This window comes from Aeromonas sp. YN13HZO-058, from assembly GCF_001921245.1.
Classification (GTDB): Bacteria; Pseudomonadota; Gammaproteobacteria; order Enterobacterales; family Aeromonadaceae; genus Aeromonas; species Aeromonas allosaccharophila.
Window position 1 is genome coordinate 94,253 of sequence record NZ_MQSY01000017.1, and the last position, 12,938, is coordinate 107,190.

Annotated in this window: 10 protein-coding genes; 7 read left to right on the forward strand and 3 right to left on the reverse strand. The window is 58.6% G+C overall.

Features of this window, described 5'->3' with window-relative positions; translation table 11 throughout:
• Positions 1-419: 419 nt before the first annotated feature.
• From pfkA to elyC, 3 genes are all read right to left on the reverse strand, one after another.
• Positions 420-1,391 carry a 6-phosphofructokinase gene (pfkA, locus tag BSP75_RS03160; RefSeq protein ID WP_042062659.1) on the reverse strand — a complete coding sequence of 324 codons (972 nt, stop codon included), beginning with the start codon at positions 1,389-1,391 and terminating at the stop codon, positions 420-422.
• A gap of 152 nt (positions 1,392-1,543) precedes the next feature.
• Positions 1,544-2,299: a triose-phosphate isomerase gene (tpiA, locus tag BSP75_RS03165; RefSeq protein ID WP_075112185.1), complete on the reverse strand. Its 756-nt coding sequence runs from the start codon at positions 2,297-2,299 to the stop codon at positions 1,544-1,546.
• A gap of 135 nt (positions 2,300-2,434) precedes the next feature.
• A complete protein-coding gene (gene elyC, locus BSP75_RS03170; RefSeq protein WP_075112186.1) occupies positions 2,435-3,205 on the reverse strand; it encodes an envelope biogenesis factor ElyC in 771 nt (256 codons plus the stop codon).
• 84 nt (positions 3,206-3,289) lie between these two features.
• On the opposite strand from elyC, the gene cmoM reads away from it, so the two are divergent.
• The 7 genes from cmoM to def all read left to right on the forward strand — a co-directional run bounded on the left by cmoM (position 3,290) and on the right by def (position 12,870).
• Entirely contained in the window at positions 3,290-4,066 is a 777-nt protein-coding gene (gene cmoM, locus BSP75_RS03175) for a tRNA uridine 5-oxyacetic acid(34) methyltransferase CmoM (protein WP_075112213.1), read from the forward strand.
• Positions 4,067-4,147: 81 nt separating this feature from the next.
• On the forward strand, positions 4,148-5,482 hold the full coding sequence (gene mukF, locus BSP75_RS03180) for a chromosome partition protein MukF (RefSeq protein WP_042062655.1): 1,335 nt from the start codon (positions 4,148-4,150) through the stop codon (positions 5,480-5,482).
• Positions 5,463-6,182 (forward strand): chromosome partition protein MukE, encoded by a 720-nt coding sequence (mukE, locus tag BSP75_RS03185; protein ID WP_033135263.1) that lies wholly within the window; start codon positions 5,463-5,465, stop codon positions 6,180-6,182. Before mukF ends, mukE begins: the two co-directional genes overlap by 20 nt.
• 3 nt (positions 6,183-6,185) lie before the next feature.
• Positions 6,186-10,613: a chromosome partition protein MukB gene (gene mukB, locus BSP75_RS03190; protein ID WP_075112187.1), complete on the forward strand. Its 4,428-nt coding sequence runs from the start codon at positions 6,186-6,188 to the stop codon at positions 10,611-10,613.
• Positions 10,614-11,048: 435 nt separating this feature from the next.
• Positions 11,049-11,462, forward strand: coding sequence for a septal ring lytic transglycosylase RlpA family protein (locus BSP75_RS03195; RefSeq protein WP_075112188.1), 414 nt, complete (start codon positions 11,049-11,051; stop codon positions 11,460-11,462).
• A gap of 106 nt (positions 11,463-11,568) precedes the next feature.
• Positions 11,569-12,159 (forward strand): hypothetical protein, encoded by a 591-nt coding sequence (locus BSP75_RS03200; RefSeq protein WP_075112189.1) that lies wholly within the window; start codon positions 11,569-11,571, stop codon positions 12,157-12,159.
• A 207-nt stretch (positions 12,160-12,366) separates the two neighbouring features.
• Positions 12,367-12,870, forward strand: coding sequence for a peptide deformylase (gene def, locus BSP75_RS03205; RefSeq protein ID WP_075112190.1), 504 nt, complete (start codon positions 12,367-12,369; stop codon positions 12,868-12,870).
• Positions 12,871-12,938: the final 68 nt, after the last annotated feature.

A 12,938-nucleotide genomic window follows, 5' to 3' on the forward strand; every position in this document is an offset into this window, starting at 1 on the left:
CCGATGGATCTGGCATAAGTAATGTGATTGCAACGCGAGAGCTGGACCGGCGCATGGTTGGGGAACTTGGGGCGATTCAGACATCTGAATACCGTCTACAAGATTGAAATACACACAGCGGTGTATGAAGAGGAGGCTGAACAAGCTCGTTTCAGGGTCAGCAGAGAGGCAGGCCACCGCAAGCCGGTTCAACAGTGATGAAACATCCACGGCAATATCGGAACGGTATCTTTGGCTGATGCCGGTTGGTGCGAGGAGGGGAAGGCTAACGATCAGTCAGATGGCGCAAGGGTTGGGATGCAGGGCAACTTGCAGGGTGAGGGCTGCACACTGTGTCGAGGCATCAGCTTGCGTGAGATATAAAAAAACCCTCCGATGGAGGGTTTTTATCATCAACAACCGGTAAAAAGCCGCGTGGCTTAGAACAGGGTGGTGGAGAGGTTGTAAAGCTCCTGATCGAACGGGCGCTTCATGTTCTCGATGCAGTCGATGATGTCGTGGTGTACCAGCTCGTTGCGCTGGATACCGACGCAGCGACCACCGTGGCCAGCCAGCAGCTGCTCAACGGCGTAAGCACCCATACGGCTGGACATGATGCGGTCACGAGCAGTCGGGGCACCGCCACGCTGGATGTGGCCCAGGATGGTGGCGCGGGTTTCACGGCCGGTCAGGGCTTCGATGTCTTTGGCCAGGGCGTTCACATCGGTGACGTGCTCGCAGATGGTGATGATGGCGTGCTTCTTGCCTTTTACTTCACCCTCTTTGATCTGTTGCAGCAGCTTCTCTTTGTCGAAGGCCACTTCCGGCACGATCACGTACTCGGCACCGCCAGCAACGGCGGCAGACATGGCCAGATCGCCACAGTGGCGGCCCATGATTTCGACCACGGAGATACGGTGGTGGGAGCTGCAGGTGTCGCGCAGACGGTCGATGGCGTCAACGACCACGTTCAGTGCGGTATCAAAACCGATGGTGAAGTCGGTACCGGCGATGTCGTTGTCGATGGTGCCCGGCAGGCCGATGCAGGGGAACCCTTCTTCGGTCAGCTTCTTGGCACCCATGTAGGAGCCGTCACCACCGATCACCACCAAGGCGTCGATGCTGTGCTTTTTCAGGTTTTCGATCGCTTCGGCACGCACGGCCGGATCTTTGAAGGCAGGGAAACGGGCAGAACCCAGGAAAGTACCACCACGGTTCACCACGTCGGAGACGCTGTGACGCTCCAGCTTGACGATGCGATCCTGATGCAGACCGAGGTAGCCATCATAAATACCGTAAACTTCCAGGCCATGATGCAAACCGGCGCGAACCACGGCGCGAATGGCTGCGTTCATACCGGGTGCGTCGCCACCACTGGTCAAAACACCAATACGTTTGATTTGTTTGGTCATGAGTGCCTCTGGATCTGAGTTGTCAAATACGAATGTTTGGAAATAGACAAGCCACTTTTACTATATCGGCTTTCGTATGGGATGCGGGGGCCGCCATAGGAAAAGCGATACAAGAGAGGGGACGTGCCCCTCTCTTTGCCAGTAATGTGAAATTACTTGGCAGCGCCAGCGATGATCTGGGAGAAGTCGTCCACTTTCAGGGACGCACCACCGACCAGGCCACCGTCGATGTCCGGCTGACCGAACAGATCGGCTGCAGTGGCGCCAGTGACGGAACCGCCGTACAGGATCTGTACTTTGGCAGCAACGGCGCCATCAAAACTGGCCAGGTACTGACGGATGTGAGCGTGAACGGATTGAGCGATCTCCGGAGTGGCAGTCTTGCCAGTACCGATGGCCCATACCGGCTCGTAAGCAACAACGGCGTTGTTGAAGGAGGCGATGCCGCAACGGTCGATAACGGCTTTCAGCTGGGTCTCAACCACGTTCTTGGTCACGCCGGCTTCGAACTGCTCCAGAGTTTCACCGATGCACAGAACCGGGATCAGGCCGCCTTTCTGGATCGCTTCGTACTTGGCCGCAACCACGTCGTCAGTCTCTGCGTGCAGGGTACGGCGCTCGCTGTGGCCGACCAGGGAGTAGGTGCAACCGAAGGCTTTCAGCATGGAGGGGGCGTTTTCGCCGGTGAAGGCACCAGACTCGTGAACGTCAGCGTTCTGGGCACCGTAGGCAATCTTGCTGCCAGCGGTCAGTTGCTCAACCAGACCCAAAAAGATAACCGGCGGGCAGACGGCGACTTGTACAGAAGGATGAGCGGCAGCAGCCGGGGTCAGTCCTTTGATCAGAGCTTCAACAGAAGCTTTGGTGCCGTTCAGTTTCCAGTTACCCATTACCAGGTGCTGTCTCATCTTGTATATCTCCTAGGCATTTGATTGCGCGACATTATATGAATTGAACCGAGCCCAAGATAGCTGACCCGGCGGCAAATGACGTAATTTTTTTTCGCTTTCCTGATCCAAATCAGGAATGAATCGCTTGATTGCTCATTCGTTAACCTGCCCTCGCAAGCGAGCCCACCATACCCCAATCCATTCGTGGATGGCAGCTTCGGAATACATCAAATAACGCCCTTTGGGTAAATAACTGTAGAGCGGCTGAGGCACCTGGCTCTGCTTGGCGGTGTAGTCGGTGGGGGCCGGCACGGCATTGAGTCCCTGACCCTGATAGAGCGCCATGGCCCGGGGCAAATGGGTGGCAGAACTGACCAGCGCCACCTCTTTTCCTTTCAGGTGGCGACTGATACTGACCGCTTCGTCATGAGTGTCTTTGTTGTTTTCAAACAACGTCATCCGCGAGCGGGGAATGCCGAGGCTCATCGCCATCCGGGCATTGACCTCGGCGTTGGAGAGGGGATCCCCCGACACATAACCCGAAAAGATCAACTCGGCGTCGGGATAGGCCTGGGCAAGACGCACCCCTTCGAGGGTGCGGGCCAGGGCGATATTGTTCTGCCAGGAACGCTCGGGCACCGCCGGATCGCTGACATGGCCGTTGCCGAGCACCACGATCGCCTCGATCTTGGGATGCTGGCTCACCTCGAACGGCGGGTAGGTCTGCTCCAGCCCGCGGGCCAGTTCATAGCTCACCGGCCGCATCCCCATCAGCGCCACAATGAGCAGCGAGAGGGTGGCCAGCAGTTTGCCGGTTTTCTGAAAACGGGTGAACCAGAGCAGCAGCAGGGCGACAAGCAGCAGGGAGAGGGAGAAGGGGAGCGGCATCAGCAGCTGACCCAGCCACTTTTTAATCACAAACACGGCAGACACTTCCTTGAGTTTTCAGCAAATTCGGGATGTGACAGAATACCCCTCTTTTTTTGGATGGCCAAAGTTGAGTTTCTCTTGAAGCAAGATCAGAGTTTTGACGGTCGCGCCGACAAGTTCGCCCGCAATATTTACGACTCCACCAAGGGGCGCATTCGCACCACCATCGTCTGGAGCGACATCGAAGCCTGCCTGGCGCGCCTTGGCAACCGGCCGCTGCGCATCCTCGATGCGGGGGGCGGTTTTGGCTACTTTGCCCAGAAGCTGGCGGCCATGGGTCATCAGGTCGAGTTGTGTGATCTCTCCGCCGAGATGCTGGATCTGGCCCGCAGCCAGATCGCCGAAAAGGGGCTGGAAGACAACATTCGTCTTATCCATTGCCCCATTCAGGATCTGAAACAACACGTGACCGGCACCTTTGATCTGGTGCTCTGCCACGCGGTGCTGGAGTGGCTCGCCGAGCCGCGCCAGACCTTGCTGGGTCTGTTCCCTTTCGTCAATGCCGGGGGCATACTGTCGCTGCTTTTTTACAACCGTCATGGCCTGCTGTTCCAGAGTCTGGTGGTGGGCAATTTTGACTATGTGCGGCTGGGCCTGCGCAAGAAGCGCCAGACTGCGCTCACGCCCACCAATCCCCAGTTGCCGGAGCAGGTCTATGACTGGATTGGGCGAGGCGGGCTCAAGATCATCGGCAAGACCGGAGTGCGGGTGATCCACGACTATATGCGTCACAAGCAGGATCAGGTCGAGAAGTTCGACGATCTGCTGGCCATGGAGCAGCAATATTGTCGCCAGGAGCCGTTTATCTCCCTGGGTCGCTATATCCATGTAATGGCGCAGAAACCCGCCAGTTGATGGGGCCTGATTTTTCGATGCCACCGGATGTAGCCGCGCGCAAGTTTGTGCGCTCAATTACAACAACGAGATGACAACGTCATGATGAGTACATCCCGTACCCTGCCCGAGCGTTCTTTGCCGGAGATAGTAGGGTGGGTCAGGCAGGAGGGGTTGGCGCTGAGTCTGCCTACCGACCGGCTGGCCTTTCTGATTGCAATCAAGACACTGTCCGAAGATGAGTCGGACTTGTCGGAAGCGGCGCTGCACGATGCCTTTGGCTACGTCAGCAACGCTTTTGGCCAGATGGACGAGACCCTCACCGGTCGCGCCAACAACGCCATCAACGACCTTATTCGCCAGCAGTTGCTGTCGCGCTTCAACACCGACATGGTGGCGGGGGAGAGCCTCTATCGCCTGTCGCGTCTTGGGATCGGCATCGTCGACTTCTTTCTCGATCAGCGTCAGGTCGACTCCATCAAGCTCTCCATTTTGCTCGAGCATTTGGCGGCCGAGCTCGACACCGCCCGCAAGGCAGCGCTCGAGACCAACACCCGCGAGCAGTGGGACGCCGAGGTGCTGCCACGGCTCACCTTCTCGCTGGAGGAGACGCTGGGGCGCATCGATCTCACCCAGCGCGCCATGGATGAGCAGCAGAATCAGGTCAAAAGCGAGATCGCGGCCCTGCTGACCCAGAACTGGGTCGATGCCATTCACAGCTGTGAAAAACTGCTGCACGAGACCGGCCAGACCCTGCGCGAGCTGCAAGATACCCTGGACGCTGCTGGCCACCGCCTGCAGGCGGGGCTGCTCAACATTCAGGAAGCGGCGCAGGGGCGTGACGATCTGTTTCACGTCGAGGAGCTGACCCATGCCTTGCAAGGTCGGCTTGACGTCATCACCAGCTGGGGCCAGCAGTGCATCGAGCTCTGGTCCCGCTACGACAGGCACGTCCACAAGTTCATTCGCAACGCCATCGACATGGACAAGAACCGCGCCTTCAGCCAGCGGCTGCGCGACTCCATCCGCAACTTCGAGCAGCATAACTGGCTGCTGCGCATTGCCGAGGAGCCCCGTCTGCTGGAGCTGCGCGACGAAACCATCGCCATCCACGACGAGGAGGTGACCGGCGAGGTGCCCCTCGAGATGGAGTACATGGAGATGGTGGACATCAACCAGGAGCTGGCGGAGCGCATCGAGCGCTATCTGGCCCGTTATCCCGAGCAGGGCCAGCAGCTGGACTTGGCCGATGTGCTGCGGGAATACCTGCTGGATTACCCGGCTCACGCCCATTTCGATGTGGCGCGTCTTCTGATCGACCAGGCCGTGCGCCTGGGCCATGCCAGCGGCGAGCGCGAGCTGCACCGCCAACCCGCATGGAAACCCATTAACCAAGCTGGATCCAAGGTTCAGGCCTATGTCATTGATCAATACTGAGTTTCCCTTGCCGCTGCGGCTCGCAGAGGCGATTGCCAACCCCTTGTTTCCGCGCATCGACACCGCCTTGCGCTCCGGCCGTCACATCAGTGCCGACGATTTCGAACAGCATTCGGCGCTGGTGGAGTACCACAACGAGCTGGAGATCTTCTACGGCCGTTATCAGGTGGAGCTGATCAAGGCGCCGGAAGGCTTCTTTTACCTGCGTCCTCGTCCCAGTGCCGACATCGGCACCACAGTGCTCTCCGAGCTCGATATGCTGGTGGGCAAGGTGCTTTGCTACCTCTACCTGAGCCCGGATCGCCTCGCCTCGGAAGGGGTGTTCGCCATGGGCGAGCTGCAAGAAGAGGTGCTGAGTCTGGCTGACGAGAAGCAGCTGCTGCGGATGGTCAACAGCCGCTCCGGCGGCACCGATCTCGACAAGAAGAAGCTGCTGGAGAAGATCCGCACCTCCATGCGTCGCCTGCGCCGCCTTGGCATGATCACCGCCCTTGGCAACAGCGACAAATTCCGGGTCAACGAATCGGTATTCCGTTTCGCCGCCGATGTGCGCTCCGATGAAGATCCGCGTGCCGTGCAACTGCGGATGATCCAGGAAGGGGAAGCCATCTTCCACGACGACGAGATGCCGAGCAGCGATTCGCTGTTTGACGATATCGAGGCGGACCTCGATGAAGAACAACTGGATCTGGAGGTATAAACAGTGCGAGGCAAGTTCAAATCCCTGACCATGGTCAACTGGAACGGCTTCTTCGCCCGAACCTTCGATCTCGATCAGCTGGTCACCACCCTCTCTGGCGGCAACGGTGCGGGCAAATCCACCACCATGGCGGCCTTTATTGCAGCGCTTATTCCCGACCAGTCGCTACTGCATTTTCGTAACACCACGGAAGCGGGCTCCAGCAGCGCCTCCCGTGACAAGGGGCTCTACGGCAAGCTGCAGCGCGGACACTGCTATTCGCTGCTGGAAGTGATGAACAGCCGCGAACAGCGGATCTGGGTCGGTGTTCACCTCGAGCAGGTGGCCAACCGTGACAACAAGGTCAATATCACCCCGTTCGCGCTGGTGGATGTGCCGGAGCGGCTGCAACCCACCGATCTGCTGCTGGAAAAGCTCGACGACGGCAAGGGCCGCGTCCGCGCCTTTGCCGATCTGAAAGGGGCTGCGGCGGAGCTTGGCGCCATGAAGGTCGCCAAGTTCAATACGGTGACCGACTATCACAATTTCATGTTCGAGTTCGGCATCACCCCGAAGAAGCTGCGCGACCAGAAGGATCGCGGCAAGTTCTATCGCCTGATTGAAGCCTCCCTCTATGGCGGCATCTCTTCGTCCATCAGCCGTTCCCTGCGCGAATACCTGCTGCCGGAGAACTCCGGGGTGCGCAAGGCATTTGCGGACATGGAGGCGGCCATCTATGAAAACCGCCGCACTCTGGAAGCCATTAAAGAGACCCAGGGGCAGCGGGATCTGTTCAAGAACCTGATCACCGAAACCACCCACTATGTGGCGGCGGACTATGTGCGCAACGCCGCCGAAAAGAGCCGTCTCTCCGAGCTGGCCCTCAAGGCGCGTCAGGAGCTGGCGGAGAAACGCCGCATTCTGGCCGAAGAGCGCCAGCGCGCCATCTATCTGGCTGATGAGGTGGAGCAGCTTACCAACCGCGAGAAGTTGCTGACTGACGAGCTGGAATCTGCCGCCGAGCATCTGGCCAAGGTGATGGCCGCTGTTGCACTGCAGAAGAAGATCGAGATGTATCGCGCCGATCTGGCGGATCTCTCTGACAAACTCGAGCAACAACAAGCGGTGGTGGAGGAGATCCACGGCCAGCTGCTGGAGGTGGAAGAGCGCAAGGAGTTGGCACAGGCCGAGGTAGACAGCCTCAAGACCCAGCTGGCCGACTACCAGCAGGCGCTCGATATCCAGCAGACCCGCGCCATCCAGTATCGTCAGGCGGTGCAGGCCCTCGATGCTGCCCGCGAGCAGTGCGAGCTGCCGGGGCTGACCGCCGAACAGGCGAGCGACACCCTGCACCAGTTCCGAGCAGCCGAGCAGAGCCTCACCAGCCGGGTGCTGGGGGCCGAACAGCAGCTGGCGCTGGCCAAGGCGGCGGTGGCCGAGCATGAAGCGGCGCTGGCGCTGCTTTTGAGCATCGCCCCCGAGACAGTGCGCGAGGCCGCCTGGCCCACCGCGCAGGCGCTGCTCAAGCGTCACATCGAAGACAAGGCTCGTATCGCCCAGGGGCAGGGGCTGCGCGCCGCGCTGGCCCGCCTCGAGAAAGAGAGTGACAGCCAGAAAAATATCTTCAAGTTGCGTGACGAGCTGCTGCAGGCCTCTGGCCAGCATATCGCCAGTAGCGATGAGCTTGAGATCTTCCTCGAAGCCCAGCGCACCCGTCAGGAGGAGCTGGCCGAGCAGCAGGCGGAGGTGAACCAGCGCCGCGCCAGCCTCGAGCATCAGGGCGCCCAGCTGGGCCGCGATATTGCGGAGCTGACCAAGCTGGCTCCGCGCTGGCTCAAATCCTTTGAAAAGCTCGAGCAGCTGCGCGAGCAGAGCGGCCTGCCGCTCACCACCGCCGAAGAGCTTTCGGCCGGCATGCAGACAGTGCTCGACAAGGAGCGCGAGTTCGAGCAGGAGAGCAACCGCATCGCGGCGCAGAAACAGGCGCTGGAGCTGCAAATTCGCAACCTGCAGCTGGGCGCAGGCGAGGCGGATCCGCGTCTTGCCCGCATCGCCGAGCAGGTGGGGGGCGTGCTGCTCTCCGATGTCTACGACGACATCTCCATCGACGATGCCCCTTACTACTCCGCGCTTTACGGCCCGGCTCGCAGCGCCCTGGTGGTGCTCGACCTTGAGGGGGCCATCGAGCGGCTGAAAAAGCTGGAAGATTGCCCGGAAGATATCTACCTGATTCAGGGCAACCCCGACTCCTTTGACGAGGATCTGGTGGAAGCGGACGAGCTGGGGGACGCCGTGCTGGTGCGCACCAGCAAGCGTCAGGTGCGCTTCTCTCGCTACCCCGAGCTGCCGCTGTTTGGTCGCGCGGCGCGGGAAAAACGGATCGAGCAGCTCGACCTTGAGCGCGAAGGGCTGATCGAGGGTTACGCCAAGGCCGCCTTCGAGCAGCAGAAGTACCACCGTCTCTACGGTCACTTCCGCGATTTTATCGGCCAGCATCTGGATATCGCCTTCCGCCCCGACCCGGAAGCTGAAGTGCAGGCCAAACAGGCCGAACTGCGCACGCTGCAAGCAGCCATCGGCGAGTGCGACAAGCAGCTGGTCGAGGCCAAAGCGGCTGCCGCCCAGCTGACCCGCCATATCCAGCTGGTACAGGGGATGCTGCCCTTTGCCCACCTGTTTGCCGAGACAGATCTGGCGACCCGCCTCGAGGCGGCTCACGCCGATGTGGAAGCGCTGAAACAGGCCGAAGCCTTTATCGCCAAACACGGCAAGTCGCTCGAAAAACTCGAAACAGTAGTGCAAGTACTGCGTCAGGATCCGCAGGATCTTGCTGCGCTGCAGGCAGCTTACGATGAGGTGAGCGATCTGCTGGCCGAACAGAAGCGCCGTTGCTACGCCCTCGATCAGCTGGTGGCCCGTCTGCCGCACTTTGCCTATCAGGATGCGCAAGACCTGCTGGGTAAGGCCTCCGAGATGAGCGAGCGACTCAAAGAGAAGCTCAAGGCGGCCGAGCTGGCGGCCCGCACCGCCGGTGAGCAGCACAAGCAGATTGCCCAGCGCCACACCGAGGCGTTGCAGCTGCGCACCGCGCTCGATTCCAGCGCATCGGCCAAGCGCCAGACCCTGACTGAATTTGAGCAGGAGCTGGCGGCCATGGGGCTGACGCTGTCTGACGATATGGAAGAGAAGTCCCGCGCCCACAAGAAAGAGATTGAAGAGCTGCTGATCCGCACCCGTTCCCGTCGCACCAGCGCCGAGGCCCAGCTGCAGGTGACCAAGCGCGAGATCGAATCTCTTGGCGGTCGTCTCATGCTCGAAGGCAAGGATTACTTCAGCGCCCGTAAATCGCTGGTGGGTCACAAGGCGAGCTGGTCGCGGGTGGTGCGTCTGGCGCGGGAGACCGACGTCGAGAAGCGCCTCAACAAGCGCGAGCTGGCGTACCTCGATAGCGACGAGCTGCGCTCCATGTCGGACAAGGCGCTCGGCGCCCTGCGAGTGGCGGTGGCCCACGACGAAGCCCTGCGCGATGCGCTGCGACTGTCGGAGGGCAACCGCAGCACCGAGCAGAAGGTCGCCTTCTACGTGCAGGTCTACCGTTACCTCAAGGATCGCATTCGCAACGATATCATCCGCTCCGATGATCCGGTCGAAGCGATCGAGGAGATGGAGATCGAGCTGGCGCGTCTGGCAGACGAGCTCAAGCAGCGGGAAACCCATCTGTCGCTCTCCTCTCACGAGGTGGCGGCCAAGATCACCAACATCATCCGCCGCGAGCAGAACCGCATCCGGGTGCTCAACCAGGGCTTGCAGAACATCGCCTTCGGTCTGGTGCGCGGGGTGCGCCTCAACGTCAATATCCGCGAGGCCCACACCCGTCTGCTGACGGCGCTGGCCGACCAAACTGCCATGCACAACGATCTGTTCGCCGACAAGGAGCTCAGCTTCTCCGAGGCGATGGCCAAGCTGTTCCAGCGCCTGAACCCGCAAGTAGAGCAGGGAGATCGCAGCTATCAGGTGATGGGCGACGTGCTGCTCGACTATCGCAACTATCTGGAGCTGGAGATCGAGGTGCAGCGCGGCGCCGATGGCTGGCTGCGGGCCGAGAGCGGCGCGCTCTCTACCGGTGAGGCGATCGGTACCGGCCAGGCCATCCTCTTGATGGTACTGATCAGCTGGGAGGAGGAGTCCCGCCGTCTGCGCGGCAAGGATATCGCCCCCTGCCGTCTGTTGTTCCTCGACGAAGCGGCCCGTCTGGATGGCAAATCCATCGCCACCCTGTTCGAGCTGTGCGAGCGGCAGGATATGCAGCTGCTTATCGCGGCGCCCGAGAACATCAGTCCCGAGAAGGGCACCACCTACAAGCTCATCCGCAAGGTGCAGGGCAAGCACGAGCATGTGCATGTGGTGGGCCTGCGCGGCTTCGGCTTTGCCGATGACAAGCTGATCGCCTGACTCTGATGGGCAAATAGCAAGAGAAAAGGGAGGCATTCGCCTCCCTTTTTATTGGAAAAATATGGCAAAGTAGCGGCGCTGCCTGTGATGGGATAAGGCTGCGAATGAACGGGCTTGCCCGGTTCTGGTTAAGTATCCCTCTTGTTGTGCTGCATTGCGGACGCAGATCGGAGGGTGTTTGCGTGCTCTTGTTGGCAAACGAGAGCAGGGAAGTGGCCCCTTGATTGTCTCTTGGGTGCAACAGTGGCGATGTAAAGCCAGTAATTATTGCAACAATCGCGGTGGCCATGGCGTTGGCAACAGGGCTGGGCGCCATGATGGCAAGGGGCCGCTTACATTGCAGTAGCTTGCCGGTATGGGGAGAATCTTCCCGTTACTGCGACGCGATATGATCAGCCGGGCTATCTATCCGGTAAGGTGAGCGAGGAGAAGTAGATGCGCGGCATTGGGAGAGAGGGTGTGGTGCAATCGGCCCGCAAAGGGGGGCTGCTGTTTGTCTGCCTGCTGCTGGCAGCCTGTAGCAGCCGTTATGACGAGAGCCACGGCGGCAGCTGGCGCGGCTATAGCGAGACCGGTTATGCCAGCTATTATGCTGACCGTTATCACGGTAAAAAGACCGCCAGCGGCGAGCTCTATCGCAACAACCTCAACAGCGCTGCCCATATGGAATTGCCCTTTGGCTCCATGGTGCGGGTCACCAACCTCGCCAACGGCAAGAGCGTAGTGGTCAAGGTCAATGATCGTGGCGCCTTTAAAAACGGGCGCATTATCGATCTCTCCAAGTCTGCCTTTAGCTCCATCGGCAATATTCGCGATGGTGTTATCAAGGTAAAGGTTGAGGTGTTGTGACCGCTTACGATGTGCAGAGTCTGGTGGAATATGATGATGGGCTCTGCAGGTCGTAATGTCCTTGCTGCAGATGGAGGCGGGAAACATACACAGGGATGAATAAAGCATGACTATGGACATTTTCGCGTTTCGCAAACAATGGCGCATGACGAAGGCACGCATGCAAGCCACCTGGTTCTGGCGTGTGTTCGGCGTCCGTGCCATGCAAAAGGGGTGGACCAAGTTTCTGGTGGCGGTAGCCATCATGGCTGGCTTCTGGAGCCTTTTTTCATACGTTCAATCACTTAACCCCGTTTTACCGCTAGAACAGTTGACGAAAAATGAAGGGCTGCTTGTGCATGTTTACCAGCCCCTTCGTACTGCACACGGCTCCACGATCAGGATACTGACGGACGCGGGAGAGGAAATAGCCTATCGAGGGAGTATCTTTGATATAACTTTGCTAGTCGCCGCAAAAGGCAAACGGGTCACAGTCTGGAGCCAGCCATTTTACGATCTTTGGTGGCCCTTCTATTACGAACGGGTTTGGCAGATACAAGAAGGCGCACAGGTCTTGATGAGTTATGAGAGTGTGTACCAAAGCCGGAAAAGCAATAAATCAAGCCACATATGGTTAGCTAAGCGCTTGTTGATACTGGCGCTCCTATCCTTAGTTATTGTGGCTCTGGCTTGCCACAAGGGGGTGACAGCAGAGTAATCGTCATATTTAAATAGTTCATCGCCAGTTATGGGGAAATGATCTCTATGAATCACACAATGCCGGGTGAATTTATCCAGCTTTACAGGTAACCAGAGGGCGCTGCAGTTTTATAAGCGTATTGGTTACAAGGTGGTGGAGGGGGATCAGGATTTTATCTCTTTGTCCCGTTCATTGGTATGAACACGATGTCTAATGGAGGAGAGGATGGCCATTCTGGATATTTTGACGGTCCCCGATGTCAGATTGAAAATTAAATCAGCACCAGTTGATGATATTAATGCCGTGCAGAGCTTGATTGATGACATGCTGGAGACCTTGTATGCCACCGAAAATGGTATCGGCTTGGCCGCAACGCAAGTGGGGCGCAAAGAGGCTATCGTCATCATAGATATTTCGGAAAAGAGGAATCAGCCGCTGGTCTTGATTAATCCACAGGTGATTAGCGGTGCTGACAAGGTACTCAGGCAAGAGGGATGTCTCTCGGTACCCGATTATTACGCTGATGTGGAGCGTTATCGTTCAGTGGTGGTATCCGCGCAGGATCGGGAGGGCACACCGATCACCATCGAGAGCCGCGATTTTTTAGCTATTGTCATGCAACATGAAATTGATCATCTTCATGGTAACTTGTTCATTGATTATCTTTCACCGCTCAAGCGACAGATGGCACTGAAGAAAGTGAAAAAAGTTATCAAGTCTGCAAGCTAGAATTATCTGGTGATGACGTCTTGCCGGGTTATTTGCAGAAGAGGGAAAAATTAAACTGACGAACTGTA